The sequence below is a fragment of the Pseudomonas sp. nanlin1 genome (assembly GCF_045571515.1).
Taxonomy (GTDB): Bacteria; Pseudomonadota; Gammaproteobacteria; order Pseudomonadales; family Pseudomonadaceae; genus Aquipseudomonas.
This window is the reverse complement of sequence record NZ_CP124218.1, coordinates 2,779,016-2,799,714: the sequence shown is the minus strand read 5'-3', so window position 1 is coordinate 2,799,714 and position 20,699 is coordinate 2,779,016. Positions and strand designations below refer to the sequence as shown.

Below are 20,699 nucleotides of genomic sequence, written 5' to 3'. Positions count from 1 at the left end.
GCCCGAGGCCCGGGTGTTCAATCAATCACGGCCTAACCTCGCCCGACTACCTGACAAAACAATCAGGGAAACGCTTTTACCTCATTTGCGCATCAACTTTTCCTACGCTCCAAAACCCGCAAACCTACAGAAATGCCCTACATCACCTATTAATATCGCCTACCTGTCATTTCTTACAGGTTTCAACCGCAGACCTCGGCGATATAACCGTACCGAAAGCTTTGAACACTCTCACAAGCGCCACCTCACAAGGCGCTGCATCCGATTAGGGAGATCGATCATGCTGCGGGACGGTAATGAGAATGTGCGGGACCACGGGGAATATTTCGCGGCCTTGGTCGCGGGCCGTCAGTTTTCCCTGACCTATATGGAACGGCAGGTGCTGCGCTGGAGCGCAGCGGGTAAATCGTCGTGCGAGATTGCGGTGATATTGAAACGCTCGGAATCGGCAGTGAACTTTCACTTCTGCAATATTCGAGAAAAATTTGGCGTGAGCTCCCGGCATACGGCCGTACTGATGGCGCTGTACGAGGGGTTGATCGACTTCCCCTGACACTGCCAGACCCGCGTACTGCCAGGCAACGCTCTCACCCCTATGGAGTTGCGTGTGAGCATCAAGATAATCCTGGCAGACGACCATCCTGTAGTGTTGGCGGGCCTGCGCGTCGTATTGCAGCGGGTGCCGCGGCAGCGCTTCGAAGTGGTGGCTGAGGCCACCGATGGCGCCGCGTTACTGCAAGCCCTGCGCGAGCACCCGTGCGACATATTGATCAGCGACTACAGCATGCCCTCACCCGCCCAGGCCGACGGCCTGGCGCTGCTGGGGCATATTCGGCGGCATTACCCTGAACTGCCGCTCATGGTGATTACCACCCGCAACGACATCGACACCCTCAAAGCGCTGGTTGCCTTGCAGGTCAAAGGCATTTTCGACAAACGACAGTGCCTGTCGGACCTGCACCGGGCGTTAATGGCCCTGCGTAATGGCCGAACCTGGTACAGCCCGATGATGCAACGCTGCCTGGAACGCGTAGCCCACCTGCAGATGGCCGGGCACCGCGCATTATCGCCGCGGGAGGTAGACGTGGTGAGGTTGTTGTCCGAAGGGCTGACCGGGCGCGCCATTGCAGCGCGCCTGAACCGCAGTGAAAAAACCATCAGCCGACACAAGCGCAATGCCATGGACAAGCTGGGGCTTGAACATGGCATTGCTTTTGGCCAGTACCTTAGAGGGGTCGACTGACCCCGGCGTGGCGGGGATCTGGGTCAGATGGCTCGAAGGCGCCCCAAATCAGCTCGTACCCTACGCCCAAAATCGCACCTAGGCCGGCGCCGAGCAACCCGCCGACCAGGACGTACACGCCACCAGCGCCCATATCCGAACGCTATTCCAATTGAACCCATGCCCCGTCGGATCCACCCTATTCACCAGGTCCCCCCACAATAGGCATACCCATTCAACCCAGCCTTTTCATCGAACGGCCCGGCCGGCCTCAGGCTTCCCCAGCACGCTCTGCTGGGCATCGGTGAGCAGGCCGTCGGCTGCGCCGTCGCTTTTGATTTCAGCCAACAGGTGCTCGCCACCGCGCATGATCCGGGTGTTTTCGTCAGGCCCTACCAGGTTGACCAACACGTCATTGCAGTAGTAGCGCCGTTCGGTTTTGCCGGCCAGGGTGCTTTGGCTTAGCACATCTTGGGCGTCGTAGCGGTAGAGAGTCGGGCTCGCTGCTGGGTCGCCCACGTTGATCAAGCGCCCGTACTCGTCATAAAGCAGGTCATTGCCTTTCTCATCCTGGAGCATGTTGCCGTCATCGTCATAGGTAAACTGCACGGCGGGCGGGTAAGCAGCATGACTGTTGCGCAGGGCCGTCAGTTGCGTGGGGTCCTCCACGGCGTCGTAGCTGTAGGTCTCGATATTGCGCCCGTCTGGGGTGTCCGTCAGCACCGTGATAATGTTATCGATGCTGTCGAAGCCGAACACCTGGCGCAGGATCGGCTTGCCGATAGCGTCCACTGGCGCTTGCGCCCCGCTGCAACGATAGTCGGCCAGGCGCCCGCGCTCGTCGTAAGCGTAATGCTCGTCCCGTAACACGGTGCCTTTATCCAGGTCGCTCAAGGTGCGCTGGGTGACTTGGTCGACACTGTTGTAGGCCTGCTCCAAGCGCTGATTGAAGCCCTCGCGGCTGGCGAAGGTGCGGCTGATTTCGCGGCCGAATGGGTCATACTCGAGGCTTACCGTAAGCTGCAAGGCGCGATCGCCTTCGCTGCTGGCAATGCTCGACACCAGCCCTTGGGCGTCATACCCGAACAGCGTCGTGGTGCCCTGCAACTGGGTTCGCTGTAGGCGCCCGGCGTCGTCGTAGTGGTACGTCTGGGCCTGCCCAAGCACATCGGTATAGCTCAATAGGCGCCCGCGCAGGCTGTATTGATAGAACATCTGCCGCCGTTCAGCGCCCTCACCGCGGGTTTCGCTGCGCAGTTCACCGTTGCTGGCGTACTCGCGCAGCACCGTCTCGGGCTGGCCGTCGTCACCCGCCTCCTCGCTTTTGAGCAATTGCGCGTTCAGCGGGTCGTAGGTGTACGCCGCCCGGTGCGCCGCCGTACCGCGTGCGGTGGGCTCGGCGCCTAATTGCGGGTTGTAGGTATAAGCGATGTTTGTCCCGGCAGGCGTGACCACCTCAAAGGGCTGGCGCTCGCCACCTTTAAAGCGAAACAGCCGGCGGCGGCCACCCGTGGTGGCGCTGGTCATGCGCTCGAGGCTATCAAACGTTTGCTCACCCAGCAGCGCTTGCTGGCGCATCGTACGCTTGCGGCTGTCGCGGAAATAACCCTCTACCGCAATCCGGGTGGGCAGATCTTCGCGGCTATGGCGGGCAAAGTCGCGGTGAACAACCGAACCGTCCGCCAGGGTATTTTCGATCAAGCGGTCGAACAGGTCGTAGCGGAACTCCTTGATGCGCTCTTCGCCGCCATCGACTTGGTCGTTCTCCACCCGTGTGCGGCCCAAGCCGTCGTACTCACAGGTACGCAGGGCGGCCTGGGTCTGACCATCGGGTGCCAGGCGCTCCACCTTGAGGGGCTTCTCGAACAGGTTATGGTGGGTGACCGTGACGCCCTGGCCCGGTAGCCACTCAGTGGTGGTGAGTGCGATGGGGTCTTTGACGCTGTAACGCTTGACCTGGTCAGGGCCTTGGGTCAGGCAGGGCTCGCCCCAGTCGTCGTACTCCAGGGTGGTGGTCAGGGCCAGGTCTTGCTCGCCCAGCCAGTCGTATTCGGTCTCGCTGCGCAATTGCCCCAGCGCGTCGTACTGCGCGGCATAGATGGAGCGCGCCTCACCGTGCCTGCCGGGGTTGTCTACGTCCACGCGGGTTTCGCGCACCACCCGGTTCAGGCCATCGAAGTAACTGACGGTGACCACGCCCTTGACGTCGGTGGTGTGCTGCTCGGATTGTCGGCCGGGGTCGCTGCTCAGATAGTACGCATAGCGCCGGCTGGCCTCGTATTCGGTGCCTGGGCCGACGGTTTCCTGGGTCACCCGCACCAGCTCATCGTATTGGTAACGCACCATCGCACCGCTGTCTTGCGCCGCCGTGCCTTCTTGCTCAGGGCTCTCCACGGTGAGCAACGGCTCGCCGTGCAACAGCGAATGCTCCAGGTCGATGGTGCGGCTAGCGGCGTCAAAATCGCTGCTGTGTACTTCTTGGGTGTGCAGTACGGTTTCGCCGACTCGGCGGCTGAAGTCTTTGCGGTAGCTGAACTCAGTGATGCGGCCAAGCCCATTCAAGGTGACCTTGCGCTGTTTTTGCCGGCCGTGCAAAAGGCTGTCTTGGGGCGTGTCGAAGTAGTCCAGCTGGGTTTCTTCCACCAGGGTTTGCTCAGCGCCACTCACTTGCAGCAGGGTTTCCTGGGTGCGTACCAGGAACGCGGCCGACGTGCCCTCCAGCGGGCTGAGTAGGCTGTACCGGTAGGCGGTCAGCAAGGTAGGCGCTGCGTGCGCGGAAGCAGCCGGGACCACCCGCTGGCTGCGCTCATGGCGTTCGAAGCCTTGGGGGTCGCCGGGCCAATCGGGCAACGCCGCGCTGGCGGGGTACCACTCGTATTGGGTGATCACCCCGTTGGGCTCTGTGCGGCTGGTCAGGTTGCCGGTGTCGCTGTAGGTGGTGCGTTCGATCTGGCTGAACTGTTCACTCTGGCCTTCAAGGTGCCAGCGCTGGGTCGAGATTCTAGGCAACTGAAATTGCGGGAGCTGGCGACTAAAGGGCAGCGTGTCGTCGGCGTAGTAGTCGGTGAGCGTGCTGCTGACGTGGCTGCCTTGTTGGGTGATTTCTTCGGTCAACAGGTGGAAACGGTTAAAACGCCGGGTGATGGTGCGCACAACCTGGCCGTCGACTACCTGGCTTTCGACCGAGCCATAAACATAGCGCTCGTTGGCGCGGTACAGGTTATCCAGGCCATCTTCCTGGTAGACCAGGTTCTGCGCGCCATAGCCGAGGAAGTTGTAATTACCGCCGTCTGGGTCATAGCGGTAGCGGGTCACGCTGGGCGGCTGGCCGCTGCCAGGCTCGACGCTGTGGCTGTCGACCCGGCGCAATGGCACACGGCTCGGGGTGCCCGGCGTACTGGGGTAAGACAGTTCACTGCGATGGGTAATGGTTTCCACCGCGCCGGTGGGGGTTTGCACGCGGCTGAGAAACAGGTACCCCGGCAACCCTGGAAACGACTCGTAGGCCAACTGCCAAGCCGCCTTGTCAGCGCTCGGCAGCTCGATGCGCCCCACGCGCCGGTCGCTGCTGGTCAGGGTCATGCGGTACAGCACTGCATCGGCATCGTCGGGCCACATCTGCAGCAGCACTTCATAGTCGCTGCGGGTAATGCGCAAGAGCAGGCGCTGCTCATCGCGTACTTCTTTCAACAGCGGCCAACTGGCGTAGGTGCCGTAGCTGAACGACAGCCGACGGCCCTGCTCGCTGCGGTGCTCAACGGGTAGCGCGGTCTGCGCGGCACCGGTGCCCTGAAGCTGAAGGACCTCGACCAGGCCGGACTTGTGCACCACTTTGTACTTGCCGGGCTCGGGGTTGAGCGGGTCGAACCCCAAATTATAGAAGTGGAAGCTGTCGAGTTTCTTTTCAGCGATCTCCGGTTGGAAGCCGCTGCCCGTGACCTTGAAGGTTTCCCCCGTGCTCAGGGCGAGGATCTGGTCCCGTGGCGTGTACTGGCTCAGGTTGATGCCCCAGCCATGGCCGAAGCCGCTGTCCTCGGTTCGCAAGGGGTTGAAGTCCAGCTTCAGCGCCAGGTCGGGGCCAGACAAATCGTTGCCTTTGAGTTCCGGCACATTGATGCTCAGCGGGTACTGGCCGGTGCGCGGGTCAACCCCGGTGGTGAGGAAACTCATGAAATCGAACGCTTTGGAATGCACTGCTGTTTTTGCGGCACCAGGGCCGGCGCGGCCTAATGACATCAATTCAAGCTGATTGCGGTCTTCCGGGAGAAAGGCCAGGTGTAGGCGATGGGGGTTGCCATCCAGGTCGCGCAGGAATATTTGCTGCGGTTTGGCCAATGGGTGGCGGTGGGAATACTTCACGTCCATTCTGCGCATCAAGGCTACCAACAGCTCACCCGCAACGACTCGCTCACTGGGTACTATTTGCTTGTCAAGCTTATCACCCAAGAGGCCAGGCGCAATGCGGTCGAACGTTAGCGTCTTAACGGTCGCATTGCTCTTAGCGGGTATGAAGGCGTAACCCGTGTAGCTGAACATTTCTTCAGCCAGTTGCTTGCTCTCCCACTGCACGGTGGATTCGTTATCCTCGAACGACACCTGTACGAAGCGCCGGGCAGCGCCCACCGGGCCTTTGAGGGACAACCGCCAGTAGTCTGTGGTGGTCAGGTGGTAGTCGAAATCATCTTCCCCGCCGGGCCCAGTGCCGACTCCGCCGCCGGCCACCCGTTTGCGCTTGAGCTCGTAATCTTCACTGGTAAAGGTGGGCGTACGCACGGGCTGCAGTTCGAGGATGCCGTCTGGGTTATGGTTACCGTCAATGGTTAGCGAGCTATGAAATTTCCCCAAATCGTCGCGAAACTTAGCCACGATTTCCAGGGGCAGGTCGGCCAGGGTATGCACGAACAGCGTGCGCACTGCCCGCGCATCGTCGGCCAACGGCAACGCGGCGTTACCTTCGAAGGCAAGCGCCTGACTAGCCTGGGACTGACGCATGTCGTACTGGTTGCGTTGGGTCGAGACGGCCCAGCCGTGGCGGTTGGCCTCAGTGTCGGCCATGCCTGCTTCGAAGGCCGGCAAAAACGGCAGTTCTTGCTGAGTAGCCCGGTTGACCAACACCAGGCTGGCGAGCTCCTGATTGGTAATGGGGATCAACTTGCCGTCGACGGCCGCCGTGACGATCTCAATGTCCACCGGGATCTGCTGGTAGCCGTTGGCGAACGCCGTGGGTGTGATCGCGGGCTTGAGCTTGAACGACGCCAACTGTTCCCAGCGCGGTTCCGGGACGAAATCTGTGAGCATAACGGTGGTGTAACCGACGAAGAAAACGCTGCCCTGCCACACGCCCTCGCACAATACCAAGCTGGCTGGGTGGGTGATGGTGGCAGGCGCTGTGTAAATGGCGCCAACGCCATCGGAACTCGGGGCAATGCTGCCCTCCCCGTATACTGTCCAGAGGTAGGTCACTGAGTCATCAACCACGTCAGGGATGATGTGCAATTGCTGGTCGGCCAGCAAGGCTTGGTCATCGTGATCCAGAATGATATCAAATTGCCCTGTGGGCAGGCCTATCACGGCCAAAGTGCGATCACCGGTTGAGCGGTCCCGCACTTGCACCACGTCCACGGCCAACCGCTGGTCCGCCGGTAGGTCAGCCGGCGCAGTGTAAGTGGCTGAATAGCCAGAGGCTGTCAAGGTACCAAGGCCGGCCCCCAACAAGGTCCAGGTTAGTTCGGATGCTGCGCTTTGGGTGGTTGCCGTGATCACCAAGGGCTCCGGCGCGATTTCCCCCAGTTTCAGCACGCTCACATTCGGGCTCAACGCCAACGGCCGCAGGCTCACGGCGACCCTGGCCGAGCGAGTGCGGGTATGCCCTGTCTCAGGGTCGACGTAGCTCGCCTGGACCAGGTTAAGCACATCCGGGTGGTCAAAGTTGGCCCCAGAACTTGCCGTGTACCGCCCATTCCCATTGACCGTTCCTGCAGAGTTGCGGTTGTTCAAGCTCACCACTTGCCAGGTGGCGGCCAAGGGCGCGCCTTCGCTATCAAACAAACGGAACGGCTGCTGCCCGTTCGGCCGCACCCGGCTAAACGCTGGCTCGACCCTGGTGTAGTGAACCCCCGGCGCAATATTGCCAAAGGCGACCAAATCGTGGGGTTCATGCTGGCTGGTGGCGGTGAAGGCGAACTCGCTTGGGAACAGAAAGCTACTGATCAAGTCAAGCCGATCGCCCTGGGCATGGCCTCTGTGCTTATGGTTGAGCACCAAGCTGGCGGTAAACTCTGGCTGCCCCTCGCTGTCACGGTCGTTGGGGATCAGAAACGGAAACTGGCTTTCGTCGGCCGGTAGGCTGCCGTCAAACTCATCAGCGGCTGTGGAGATGAACAGCACCACAGCGCCTTCGCCAAAATTCTCCGCATTTCGTTGCTTGGCACCGGGAGCCGCTTGGGTGCGGACGATAAAACGCGCCGGGCGAATAGGGTTATTACCGGCATAATCGACGGCCGACAATAAGTATTCACAACGGGCCGACGGCTGCGCGTCAAGAAAGCGCGCGAAAGCCTTGCCCATTTCGAGCTGGCTTAACTCACCTTGAACCAGACTGCACTCGAACTGCTTTGCTCCCCGCAAATTCAAGCTCAAGTTGCCATGATTGTCGAATTCACCGAGAACACCACGCAGGTCAATGTCCATCGAGAACGAATGGCCCATGCCCTCGGTGATGAACGTCGCCTGACGTACATCGCGGCCGGGGCCTATGTGCTTGTACGCCAGCGAATATTCGCCCGAGAGCAGCGGCAGGGTCACGCGCACAGTGGAATTGTGCAGGCTGGCGGTTTCGAAGGAAATGTGCGGAGCGCCCAATACGGCGTCTTTGAGTATATAAAGTTCAGGCGTCTCCGGTAATTCGAGCTCCACATTGAACGGCGGTAGGTAGTTGAACTGTTGCAGGCTGTCGAGGTGTTGCTCTAGCAGCAACTCGTTAAGCCGAGTGCGGCTGTACACCATTAATGCACCCCAACCGAACGTCATGGGTTTGCCCGCCATGAGGGTGAGCAGCTCTTCGCGTGAATAACTAGGCATGGTGTGGCTCTCTCTAATTAATAACGGGAGTGGGTGGGCGCGGTGTTGGGGTACTGAACCAGCGGCAGCGGCACGATGAGGTGGCCCTGAAACATGCGCCCACCCGGGCCTGCAAACTCGGCCACGATCAGGGCGAATGGCAGTCCGGCTGTGTCGGTGGGGACGACATATACATCGGGGCTGGATGCATCGAAATAGCCCGCACCCTGTTCGACCTTGAAGCTCGCTGCAAGGGGCGCATTGTTGACCAGCGCCAGGACCTTGACGCGATCGGGCCCCGAGTCCGGGTGTGCCCAGTCGAGCCGAACGACCAAGCTTTCATCGCTGTGTTGAACCACCACATAACAATGTTGTTCGGCCCCGGTAGCGGGGGCTCTGAATACCAGGGTCTGCGCATGAAACGTCGTGCCCGCAACCCTGGGGCCAGCGGTATAGGTGAAGTCTGAGTCTTGATCGGCGTTCTTGACGATCCGCCCCCCCCATACGTTGCTGTCGGAGACACTGGCCTCAATGGTTCCAGAACCCATTAGGCTGGCGGTGTACTGACGAGTCTCACCAAAACGGCAAGTTTGAATGATAGGGTTACAACTGATCGCTCTCTTCATCAGTGTGACGATGGTCGAGTTACTCTGGGTGCCCGCAGTAGCCGTGATTCGAACTCGCGTCATGGACGTCGGCAACTCGGCGCTCGCAGGTGCCCGATACACGCCCGTAGCCGGGTCGATGCGCCCGGTCGGATAACCTTCATAACCAGGCAACGCCTCCACGCTCCAGCGCACGCCGGATGTCGCCGGCCTTACCAAGAACGCGAGGCTGCTGTTGTCGGATAGCACCGGCCGATCAGGCGTGACTTTGAACCGCGTGCTTTGCGGGTTTACATGGCCGAATGCACCGAAGTCGCCGTTCCACAGGTCGCGCCCGTGCCCTTGGAAGTACCGGGTAGGGACAAAGCTCGATCCCTGTAACGACACTTGCAGGTCGGTTGCTGGGGTGATCGAATCATTCGGGTAGATAAACAGCGGCGGAGCGACGTTTTTCGTCAGGTAATCCCGTGTAGCCTGCTCTAAGTCTTTCTTAACGGCCGGGAGGTAGCCTTCAAACCCAAACCATGCGGTAAACATGAAACCCGTACTGAACGCCAGCCGTGGGGGTTCGACATTTTCTGATTCGCCGTTACACAACACGACAAACTTGGCCGTCACGTCATGGGTCTTGCCGTCACCCGTCTTGACCTTCAATTCCATTTCTAATGTTTGGCTGCCGCCGGCCGTTGCGACCTCGGTAATCAAAAAAGTGAGCTTTAGCGAGTGCCTAACATCAGCGAAGGTCAATACCAAATCACTACCGCCGTGCACGGTCGCAGCCGGCAAATGCATAATGCCGTCGGCCTTCGCTTGGAGGGTGTTCTCCTCCTCGTCGATGGAGGTGATGAAGGCTTGGAAACTACGCGAACTGCCAACGATCATCATCGACAACGACGCCCGCAACTTGCTGAGCAACAGGCTGGAGGTATAACCAGGGGCGACGTCGTTCGGAATCAGATAGCGAAAGTCCTCCCCTGACGTAGGCACATTGCCCAACTTGCCACTTAGCATCTTGACGAATGCCACGACGGCACCTTCGCCAAACTCAGCCGAAGCCCGATCGCTCGCCGAAGGTCCGCTGGCTTGTGTGCGCACGCTCACAGAATCAATCGCCAACGCGAGCTCGGGCCGCTGAATAAACCTGACCAACTCGCGAATGCGCACATTCGCAGGCAGTTGGCTGAACGCTTGCTTGAACCAGGTGCCACCTAGCTGGGGGTCACCGGCTTGGGCGGGATAATGCAGCACGAACGTATGGGCGTCTTTGAGATCGAAATGCACGGCGCCGGCGCTGCTCACTTCGACCAGTGCGCTTAGCTTGACCCGTGCGCTGAGCTTTTGATGGTCCAGGGCATCGTTGACAATGAGCCTGGTTACCCTTGGCGAGCCGGTGACATACGAGACCGTGGCCATATTACCGGAGAGCACGTTCATGTTTAGGCTGGCCCAGGAGTCATCCAGGTTGGCCTGTTCGAACGAGAGTAATGGTGCATCCATCTGGTAGTTAGACAGGAAGTTGTACTGGCTGTCGCTTTGCCGAAACTGCCCGGCAAAGGGTGGTAGATAATCACCCCGGTCAAAACGCTCGATGTAGTCCTGCAACAAAGCGTCGCCCAAGGTGTGCTGGTCAAACGCCATGATCATGTCCCAACCGAACAGTCTGCTCTTCTGGTTAAGCCACTCACGCAACTGTGCTTCTGAATAGGCCATTATTGCTCTCCTGCCATAGGGCGGTGTTTTTTGCATAGGGCGTGGGCTAGCTAACCAAGCGGCCGCGCACGGTGGTGAAGTCAATGAAGGTCTTACCGCTGTCGAAGCTGACGCGGGTAAGCAGGCTGAAGGGGGCTCCTAACTGCAGCATCTCTAGTTTTTCTCGGGACAACGCCAAGCGCACCCCAGCGACGAGTTCAGGCACCTCAACCCGGCGATCGAGCAATGTCTCTGAAAAGGCCGCCCCGTTGCTGGCACGTAGGCCCGTCAGCACCACCCTCAGCTGATTGGCAGTGCTTATGAATAGCCAGCGCGCTAGGGTTAATTCGGTGCCATTGGCGTTCTCTGACAACAGCAAGTCACCGTTGGGATGCATTCGTGCACACTGCAGCACCGGCCAGGCGTCTATGGTTGGTGCCAGGATGCGCAACGACAACTCGGCTGACTTTTGCACGCTCTGGTTAGGCTCGGTCGCGGTGTAATACACCTTGAAAGGCTGGCCGAAGTTGGACGGTATGTACCGACTGGGCACGTTGTAAACCTTCGGAAAGTTGGGGGCGTGCTGGTCAAGCACTACCCGGCCCTGTGTGAGCTCGCCCTCCCAATGCACGGCCACAGTGGTTCCCGTCGGCGGATTGAATGCCTCGGGCAATACCACCTGGGCACCGCTTGAAACCAGGCTGGCGTCGAGTCTGTACTGGCTTGCGCTGCCGTCCGGGTTTGCCTTGGGGATTTGTACCAGGGGCATGTTCAAGGGCCGCCGCACATTGGCGCGCAGGGCTTCGCTGCCCAGGGATACATCCCTGCGCGAGTGGTGGTAGCTGAATGTGATAGGGGCGCCGACATTGACCGTCAGCAACAGTTGAGGCACCAACAGACGCACGGATTTAGTCGCGATGTTGCTTGGGTCGAGGCGAAGGTGCAGGCGCAGAGAATTGGCCAGGCTGCTACCGGTGACTTCGAGCAACACCCAATCGCCACTGCGCATAGTGGTGGAGAACGGCACCTCGATCGGCATACCGTTGGGGAACTGGGCGGGGTCAAACACCGTCTCGTCGGGGTACCCCACCACTGTGGGCGGTGCTAGTAGCGGTTCGCTGGCCGGGCGCTCGACCACGTCGAAGTGCTGGGTGATCGACGTCGACTCCACAGCATCCGGCCCCACATGGTGTACCTGGTAATACACCCGTGAATCTTTACCCAAGGCGGTACTCAGATGGCCCCGCGGCACCGGGATGGCCAGCGGCCGACCCACATCAGCAGCCGCCACCACTTTCTGGTATTGCCGAAGCACCGGTGCCTGGCCGTTTTCATACACCCCCCAATGCACCACCACGCGGTCGCCCACCGCTTGCGAGGCGTACGGCATGACGAGCACCTGCAGCGAGGTCGGCAATGAGTAGAAGTCAATCTCAAGGTTATGGGATGGCCACAGGTCTGTGACTGGTAGTTCTACTTCCGGGCGAGTCGCGCGCGTTCCGACATAGAAGAACCTGCGCGGCGAGATCCGTTCGCCGATGAGGCCCTGATCGACGACATAGCTGAAGAATGCCCGGCCATTATCGATGGGCCCTAGCAGGCCTCTGTTAAAGGATATTTGGTAGCCAAGGCGCGGGTCGTAATTATCCTCGTCCAACTCATCTAAAATGGCGAAATCACTCACCTGACCCTCAGGACCACAGCCGTAGAAATAAACATTGACGGCTTCCCCAGGCGCCATACCCTCGTAGTAAACCCAGCCAACGAACGGCCCAGGATTCAAGTCCAGCCAGTATTCGTCGTATTCGTTCAGCCCCTCCACCCGGGGCATTGGCAAATCTGGCAACTTCGGCATGGTGTCGTCCTGTGGTTGATCGCCGGGCCATGACTATGGCCTTAGTAGCGTTTTTAACCCCAGGCCCAGCACCCTGCCTACTGACAGAACTGCCAGGTAGCACACCCTCCAGCAACGGCTAGAGACAGCTAACTCATTGAAAACGAGAGTTATCTCATAGTCGCCAGGCGCCCGAATTCCCACAATTGCGCGGTCGAGACAACCTGCCATGGCGCAGGTGGCCCTTAATTAGATAAGCCCGCGGTCGGTCTCGATCACGGGCGCCGTGGGTAACCGGGAAAGGAAACTTAGAAATGAAAGTACGTATGTTGCCACTGGCCTTGGCCGCCGCCCTCGGCGTGACCGGCCCTTCGGCGTTCGCTGCGGTAAATGGCTCCGGCGAGGTGCGCTTCGAAGGCACCATCACCGATACGGGCTGCCCTATCGAAATCGTTAACCCCAGCCTCGGCTCACCCAACGCGCCGATCCAGCTGGGCGACGATATCAACAAGAAATTGTTCAAAGCTGCCGGCGACACCGCTGGCTTTGGCGAGTTTGCCCTGCGGATTAACCCAGGCGCAGATTGCGTAGTAAACCCGGGGGATGAAATCCAGATCACCTTCCAAGGCGCTTATGGCGCGACCACTCGCAATAACTTCTCGCTTGAGCCTAATGGGGCGACCGGCCTAGGCCTAGCGCTGCATTACAAAACCACCGGGGCCCAGGTTAAACACAACGTTCCTCTGACTGATATCGCCGTGAGCAACACCGCGCCGACCGTGATTCCGTTCACAGTCAACTACGAAGCCGAGGGCGCCGCCGTCACCGTCGGCCGCGCCAACAGCAAAATCACCTTTGTCGTCGCACCTAACTGATAAACAAACCCTTCGGCGCAGCACTGCCCGCCGAGGGGTTTTTGTCCCAGCTCAGGCTATTTCCCCATGAACGTTTGCCTCCCCCACAACACCCGTGCCTGGCTAGCTAGCCTGGCTCTAGCCCCCTTGCTGTTCGGCACCAGCGCCAGTCACGCGGCTTTGACCGTCAACGGCACACGAGTGGTCTACGACAGCGCCAAGCGCAGCGTCTCGATGATCGTCAACAACCCCAGCCAAGTGCCCTATGCGGTGCAGTCCTGGGTCAACACCGTGACCGATGACACGCAAACCCCTGTGCCGTTTGTCGTGCACCCGCCATTGTTTCGCCTGGAACCCGGGGCGAGCCAACAGGTGCAGATCAGCGGGTTACCCAACGAGCTGCCCCGGGACCGCGAGTCGCTGTTCTACTTCAACGTGCAAGAAATCCCCAAGGCCAGCGACGGCGAGAACACCCTGACCATCGCCCTGCGCACCCGTATCAAACTGTTCTACCGGCCAGCGGAACTCAACAACGACCCGGTCAAGGCCTACCCTACGCTCACCTGGCGCCTGGACAACAGCCGGCAACCGGCCGAGCTCGAGGTGTATAACCCCACGCCCTACCACGTCTCGTTTCTGCGCATTGACATCGAAAACAACGCCCACTCCCAGCATTTGAACAGCCCCGCCATGGTCGAGCCTTTTGCCCGGCAACGCTATGCGCTGCCCGGTTACCGCCCAGGCGGCAAGCCGCAAGTGCGTTTTCGAGCCATCAACGATTACGGTGGCTACACCCCTGTAGGTCCACTGGCGGTCACGCTCACCCCCTGAGCCCCCACTGATTGGCTGGAAACCCCAATGAACGATGAAATGTATCTGCGCCGGCGGCCGGCTTGTCTGTGCCCGGGCGTTGCGCTAGCCCTGGGCGGCGGTCTGACCTTGCTCTCCCTCAACATGGCTATGGCCAATGAGCACATCCGTTTTGAGTCCAGCTTTATGCGCCAGGGCGATCAGCATGGCGGTGATGCCGGTGCCCTGGCCATTCGCGAACTGGCTCAGCGCCTGGATGTGGGCTCCGGCCGCCACCGCGTGCAGGTCTACGTTAACTCGCGATGGGTCGACGAACATGACCTGGACTTCAGCGCCGAGAGTGCCCAAGCGCCGTTGCAGCCCTGCCTGTCGGCCGACCTGCTGGAGGCCTGGGGGGTGCGCCTGGCCAGCATCGCCGACCCCAATGCCTTGCAAGCACAATGCATTGACCTGGCGGCGGCGATCCCCCATGCCAGTACCCGGTTGAACGGGCAAACCCTACGGCTCGATGTGTCGATCCCGCACATGGCGATGCGCCGCGACCCCTCGGGCACCCTGGACCCCAGCCGGATCGACCATGGGGTCAGCGCCGCCTTCGTCAACTATCAAGCCACCGCCCGCCACAACCAGCACCGTAGCCAAGGCGCCAGCCATGCCCAGGATTTGCTGCTCAATACCGGCGTCAACCTGGGCGCATGGCGCCTGCGCAGTGATTTTTCGCTGTCCGATAGCAGCTCCGGCGAGCGACACTGGGAGCGTGGCCGCACTTATTTGCGGCGCGACCTGCCGGGCACCCATGCGGCCTTGACCCTGGGTGAAACCTTTACCCCTGGGGAGGTGTTCACCAGCCTGCCGATCACCGGAGCGGTGGTGGCCAGCGACTTGACCATGCTGGCCGATGCCATGCAGGCCTACGCCCCCGTCGTGCGCGGCGTGGCCCTGAGCCGGGCGCGCCTGGAGATACGCCAGAATGGCTACCTGGTGTACACCACCTATGTGAGCCCGGGCCCCTATGAAATCGATGACCTGAACGTGGGCGGCAGCAGCGGCGAGTTGGAGGTCACCCTGACCGAGGACGACGGGCAGGTACGCCGCTATACCCAGCCCTACGCCACCTTAGCCAACCTATTGCGCCCGGGTACCTGGCGCTACACCGGCGCCGTCGGGCGCTACACCCCCACCTCCGAGGCGCTTGAGCAACCCCTGCTGTGGCAAGGTACGCTGGCCATGGGCGCAGGTTGGAACTCCACGCTGTATGGCGGCGCCCTGGCCAGCGATTTCTATCGCGCGTTCAGCCTGGGGGCCGCCCGTGACTTTGGCCAGTTCGGCGCCTTCAGTGCCGACGTCATACGCTCGCAGTCGACCTATGACCAAGGCTCGCGGGAAGGAATGAGCTATGCCTTGAAGTACGGCAAGAGCTTCGCCAGCCGCACCCATCTGCGCTTCGCCGGCTACCGCTACTCCACCGAGAATTACCGGGAGTTTGGCGAGGCCTTGAGCGAGCGCAACCCAGGGATACGTTTTACCGGCGGCCGCCGTAGCCGCCTCGATGCTTCGATCGCCCAAAGCATCGGCCAGCGCAGCTCGCTGAACCTGACATTCAGCCAAGAAGACTATTGGGGTACAAGGCCTTCGCGCCAGCAGTTCCAGATCAGCGCCAACACCACCCATGCCCGTGTCAGCTATGGCCTGTATGCCTCGCAATCCTTGAACCGCACCGCCGGTAATGACCTGCAGGTCGGCTTGAGCCTGTCGATGCCGCTGGAATTCGGCGCCGCCTCGTCGCTGAGCCTGGACTGGCAACACAGCGCCAGCGGGCAAAGCCAGCGTGCCAGCTTTAACGGCCGGCTGGGGCAGAGCGCGCACTACGGCGCGTCCTTGGCTAACGACCAGGCTAACCGCAAGACCGTCGCGCTGAACGTTGGCCAAGCCACCGGCGTGGGCAGTATGGGCGCCGGCCTGAGCTACAGCGGCGAATATCGCAACATCAATGTCAACGCTTCGGGCGCCCTGCTGGCCCATGGCGGTGGCATCGAACTGGGCCCTTACCTGAGCGAAACCAATGCCCTGGTGCACGTGCCCGACACCCCAGGTATCGGCGTGCGCAATGGCACCAAAGCGCAAACCGGAGCCAGTGGTTACGCGCTCATGCCGGCCCTGCGCCCCTATCGGGTCAACCAGGTTGAACTGGACCTCGATGAGTTGGGCATGGACACGGAACTGGACAATGGCACACAGCAAGTAGTGCCCAGCCGCGGCGCTTTGGTCAAGGCAACGTTCGAGGCGCGCCGAGTTAACCGCGTGATCCTCAGCCTGCAAGATGCTCAGGGCCTGGCGCTGCCATTCGGTGCGCAAGTAGTCGACGAGCAGGGCCAACCCCTGGGCATCGTCGGCCAAGGTGGGCGGGTCATGCTCACCCTTGGCAACAGCGAACAGCGTGTGCAGGTACGCTGGGGTGAGGGGCCAGACCAACAGTGCGCCGCTGCAGTCGACCCGCAGGCGCTGCCTGCCAGCGAAAATGGCTACCGCCTGCATAGCCAACGTTGTGATTAGACCTACCGTTCTTTTTTGAAGGTGACCCCATGAAAAACTTTAGCCGCCGCGCCGCCTGCCTGGTCGGAATGCTTCTGCCTATTGCTGCGCTCAGCAATGACACCGTCTACCCCCCTGAAAATAGTTGTGGCTGGCACCCCGTCTGGGGTGTGGGGCCGTCGATATTCCAGCAGGATTTGGGGACTATATATGTGCCTCGGGATTTACCCGTCGGCTCGATTTTCGGCGAGCTGCCCAGGGTACAGCCATGGGCGCAGCCAGGCTATGGCTGTACTTGGTACAAAGAGGCGCCAACGTTCACTTTTGACCAAAAGCCCACGCAGCCAATCTATACAGGCCAATCAGATAATTTCGGCGGCTTCTCTACCCGCGGCAAAGTCTTCCAGACCCCCATCCCGGGGGTCGGCCTGGTATTGCGGATGGCAGAAGCAACCCCTATGCATTGGTGGCCTGCCCACGATGGCAACACACTGGCGCCCTATCGATCCACACGCAGCAGCCCGGAGCTACTCGTGGTGTGGCAACCAAGATACCTACGGGTATTCCCTGCCTTCGTCAAAACCGGCCCGATTGCCCCAGGGCCGCAAAGCTTCAACAACACGCTTTTTTTTGAAACCTTTGTCACCCCGGTGGTGAATAAGGTCAATGAGGCGCGCTTTAGCGCCACGATTATCCAGGCCCAGTGCGATCTCACCGCCAACCCGGTGAACCCCGCTCCGGTCCAGTTAGGCCAATGGCCTGCGGCCGATTTTACCGGTGAGGGCTATTTCACCGATGCGACTGACTTCAACATCACCTTGAACAACTGCGTCGATGACCCAAACAACGGGGTTGCCGCTGCGCACCTGCGTCTCGATGGCGCCCATGGCTCGACGCCGGTCGCCCCTGACATCGGCGTGCTGAGCCTGGCCAGTGACGCCAGTGCCACCGGGGTGGGTATTCAGATTCTGCGGGCCGACAGCACCCCGATGCCGCTGCTGGCTGAAGTCGATTTTGGCAGCATTCCCACGGGCAGTAACAACATGGTCATCCCCCTCAAAGCGCGTTATTACCAAACCGGGCCCACCGTCACGCGCGGCAGAGCCAATGGTGCTTTGAGCTTTACGGTCAGCTACAAATAAGCGCCGCTAGGCTTGCAGCAGAATCTGCGTGGGCTCCAGCGCCAGGTAACTGATGCCGCCATCGAAACTCAAGGCTACATCGAGGTGCACGGTGGTGTCTGGCGCCAATGAGGCCAGCCAGTCGCGGGGTAGGCACAAGTCGACACCCAGGAAGCTTTGCAGCAGGTCAATGGGCATTTGATCCGCCAGGACCTGGCGCGAATTCTCTTGGGGCGGTTGAGTGTCCACGCGGGCCTGGGCATTGATGCACTGGCCGGGTGCGCCGAAAACCCACGACGCCAGGCGCAACAGTACGTCACCGGCAGGCAGTTGGCTCAAGCGTAGCGTTTTACCGGCGGCCAGCGGGCATTGAATGATCGGCAGGTGCTCAGCCGGCACCGCGACGATCTTCAGCACCCTCGGCGTAGAGTACAACACGCGGCCACGCACCACGACCGCGTAGTCTAAGGTCACATTTTTGTTCATCAATGCAGCCACCTGGGCTGGCGCCAGGCGATAGGTGCGACTGCCCCGGAACAACGGTGCAACTAAAGTGCTGGCCCCCCATTCGCCCGGCACACCCACCCGCACGCTTACCCGCTCGATACCGTTGAGGTCCGCCGCGGCGGGGATGTGTATCAACGCGCCGCGTACGGCCTTGAGGGCCGGCAACTCAAGGTGCCCGTCTACCCGTTGGGCACCCTCTACTTCCGGCTCAGGCAGCGTGCGTTTGACCACTCGTACCGGGCTCGAATGGGACAGGCTGCTAGGGTTGCCAGCGTGGTCGGTCACACTGAACGAGGCGATAAAGTCGCCGTAGCCATGCTCCAGGATCGGCGCTTCTTCCAAAGTGAAAAATACAGGCTGATCTTTGTCGCCCAGGGTCAAGATTTTTTCCGCGATGACCACCCCTGGCAGTTGTTCCCGGGTCCAGTGCAGTCGCAAGACATCTCCCACCGCTGGGGAAAGGTAGCTTGGCACGTTGACCCGCACTCGATAATGGTTGCTGGCCAGATAGGCTTCGGTGATCCCGGCCGACACCACTTCGGCCGGAAATTGCGGGGCGTTGTCTATGAGCAGCTGCGGGGCCCGGCGGTCCAGGGTCAGCGGCGTTAGCTCAGAGCCTTGGGGGGTGCCGCTGAAACTGGTCACTACATAGGTCACACTGTGCACGCCATCGACCAGGCCCACCAGCGAGATATCGACAAAGTGGTCTTCCGGCGCAATGGGCGCGACCCACTTTTTTTCAGCCAACAGCTGGCCGTTCACGAACACTCGTAGCCACTCAGGCAGCGCCGGTGAAGGCTGCGAAGTGGGCCAGGGAGCGACCTCCACGCGCAGGGGCCGCGCTACGTCTTGCACCGCAATTAGATTGACCTGCCCGCCTTCGAGGTTCGGCCGATGCTTGAACGTGGGCGCAGGCAGTAAATCAGCAGCGGATGATGCAGCGCTTGGCGGGGTCATGGGGCAAGGCTCGTGGTTGGGTCCGGGCCTTGATTAAAACGCCCGGCGGCGTAGCCGGGCACTGGCAGAACCGCTAGCTGTTCAGCGCTGGACCGGTGTGCGCAGGGTCACCAGCTCCTCCGCTGAGGTGGGGTGTACGCCAATGGTGTCGTCGAACACCTGCTTGGTGGCCCCAGCCTTGATGGCCACGGCGATGCCCTGGATGATCTCGCCGGCATCCGGGCCGACGATGTGGCAACCGAGCACGCGGTCGTCGTCGGCGTCCACCACCAGCTTCATCAGGGTTTTTTCCTGACAGTCCGTTAGGGTCAGTTTCATCGGCCGGAAGCGGCTCTCGAATATCTTCAGGCTATGCCCTTGCTCACTCGCTTGCTCCTCAGTCAGCCCCACCGTACCGATGTTTGGCTGGCTAAACACGGCCGTTGGAATGTGGCGGTAATCCACCGGCCGATACTGCTCGGGTTTGAACAGACGCCGCGCCACCGCCATGCCTTCGGCCAGGGCCACGGGGGTCAGTTGCACGCGGCCGATGACATCACCCAGGGCCAGAATGGAAGGCTCGCTGGTTTGGAACAGTCCGTCAACTTCGATAAAACCCTTGTCGGTCAGCTTGACGGCAGTGTTGTCCAGGCCCAGGTTGTCGAGCATGGGGCGTCGGCCAGTGGCGTAAAGGATGCAATCGGCTTGCAGTTCGCGGCCATCCTTAAGGGTGGCCTTGAGACTGCCGTCGGCGAGCTTATCGATGCGAGCGATGTCGCTGTTGAATTGCAAATCCAGGCCACGCTTGGTCAGCTCTTCAGCCAAGTGTTTACGCACTGAGCCGTCAAACCCACGTAGAAACAGGTCGCCGCGATAGAGCAGTTGGGTTTGAGCGCCGAGGCCTTGGAAGATCCCGGCAAATTCCACCGCAATATAACCGCCGCCCACCACAATGACACGCTTAGGCAGGGCCTCCAGGAAAAACGCTTCGTTAGAGCTGATGGCATGCTCGCGCCCAGGAATCTCGGGGATCATCGGCCAGCCACCGGTGGCAATCAGAATGCGCTCGGCCGTGACCCGCTGGCCATCGACTTCCAGCTCGTGGGGCCCAGTCAGGCGCGCATGGCTTTCGAAGATTTGTACCCCGCTGTCTTGCAACAGCTTGCGATAGATCCCATTCAAGCGCTGGATTTCGCGGTTTTTATTAGCGATCAAGGTCGGCCAGTCAAAGCTGGGGGTGGGCACGCTCCAGCCAAAGCCTTGGGCCTGTTCGAATTCGTCAGCGAAGTGGGCGCCATACACCAACAGCTTTTTCGGCACGCAACCCACGTTCACACAGGTGCCACCTAGGTAACGACTCTCGGCAACCGCTACTTTAGCGCCGAACCCTGCGGCGAAGCGTGCGGCGCGTACGCCACCGGAACCGGCGCCAATCACGAATAGGTCGAAATCGTAGGGCATTGCAATCTCCTTGCAGTATCAATAGCCGGGTAAACGGGCAGCGGCCAGCAATAAAAAAGCCGCTGAGGC

At 60.6% G+C, this 20,699-nt stretch carries 11 protein-coding genes; 6 read left to right on the top strand and 5 right to left on the bottom strand.

Annotation, left to right across the window (positions count from 1 at the left end):
- The first annotated feature begins 280 nt into the window (after positions 1-280).
- Positions 281-553, top strand: a complete 273-nt coding sequence (locus QCL65_RS13035) for a helix-turn-helix transcriptional regulator (RefSeq protein ID WP_407309214.1) — start codon at positions 281-283, stop codon at positions 551-553.
- Between the two features lie 54 nt (positions 554-607).
- Positions 608-1,243, top strand: a complete 636-nt coding sequence (locus tag QCL65_RS13030) for a response regulator (protein ID WP_407309212.1) — start codon at positions 608-610, stop codon at positions 1,241-1,243.
- Positions 1,244-1,471: 228 nt separating this feature from the next.
- Here the strand turns inward: QCL65_RS13030 and QCL65_RS13025 are convergent, their stop codons facing one another.
- The 3 genes from QCL65_RS13025 to QCL65_RS13015 are packed head-to-tail and all read right to left on the bottom strand — an operon-like array spanning position 1,472 to position 12,430.
- Positions 1,472-8,302: an RHS repeat domain-containing protein gene (locus QCL65_RS13025; protein ID WP_407309210.1), complete on the bottom strand. Its 6,831-nt coding sequence runs from the start codon at positions 8,300-8,302 to the stop codon at positions 1,472-1,474.
- A gap of 17 nt (positions 8,303-8,319) precedes the next feature.
- Positions 8,320-10,632, bottom strand: a complete 2,313-nt coding sequence (locus QCL65_RS13020; protein WP_407309208.1) for a hypothetical protein — start codon at positions 10,630-10,632, stop codon at positions 8,320-8,322.
- A gap of 10 nt (positions 10,633-10,642) precedes the next feature.
- Positions 10,643-12,430: a hypothetical protein gene (locus QCL65_RS13015; RefSeq protein WP_407309206.1), complete on the bottom strand. Its 1,788-nt coding sequence runs from the start codon at positions 12,428-12,430 to the stop codon at positions 10,643-10,645.
- Between the two features lie 293 nt (positions 12,431-12,723).
- Between QCL65_RS13015 and QCL65_RS13010 the strand changes: the two genes are divergently transcribed.
- From QCL65_RS13010 to QCL65_RS12995, 4 genes are all read left to right on the top strand, one after another.
- Positions 12,724-13,284, top strand: coding sequence for a fimbrial protein (locus tag QCL65_RS13010; RefSeq protein WP_407309204.1), 561 nt, complete (start codon positions 12,724-12,726; stop codon positions 13,282-13,284).
- Positions 13,285-13,350: 66 nt separating this feature from the next.
- A complete protein-coding gene (locus QCL65_RS13005) occupies positions 13,351-14,094 on the top strand; it encodes a molecular chaperone (protein WP_407309202.1) in 744 nt (247 codons plus the stop codon).
- A 27-nt stretch (positions 14,095-14,121) separates the two neighbouring features.
- The gene (locus QCL65_RS13000) at positions 14,122-16,626 is read left to right on the top strand and encodes a fimbria/pilus outer membrane usher protein (protein WP_407309201.1); all 2,505 of its coding nucleotides are present in this window, start codon (positions 14,122-14,124) and stop codon (positions 16,624-16,626) included.
- Positions 16,627-16,655: 29 nt separating this feature from the next.
- Positions 16,656-17,747, top strand: a complete 1,092-nt coding sequence (locus tag QCL65_RS12995) for a fimbrial protein (RefSeq protein WP_407309199.1) — start codon at positions 16,656-16,658, stop codon at positions 17,745-17,747.
- A 6-nt stretch (positions 17,748-17,753) separates the two neighbouring features.
- Here the strand turns inward: QCL65_RS12995 and QCL65_RS12990 are convergent, their stop codons facing one another.
- Together QCL65_RS12990 and gorA are read right to left on the bottom strand one after the other, a co-directional pair.
- The gene (locus QCL65_RS12990) at positions 17,754-19,190 is read right to left on the bottom strand and encodes a hypothetical protein (protein ID WP_407309197.1); all 1,437 of its coding nucleotides are present in this window, start codon (positions 19,188-19,190) and stop codon (positions 17,754-17,756) included.
- A gap of 81 nt (positions 19,191-19,271) precedes the next feature.
- On the bottom strand, positions 19,272-20,630 hold the full coding sequence (gene gorA / locus QCL65_RS12985; RefSeq protein WP_407309195.1) for a glutathione-disulfide reductase: 1,359 nt from the start codon (positions 20,628-20,630) through the stop codon (positions 19,272-19,274).
- Positions 20,631-20,699: the final 69 nt, after the last annotated feature.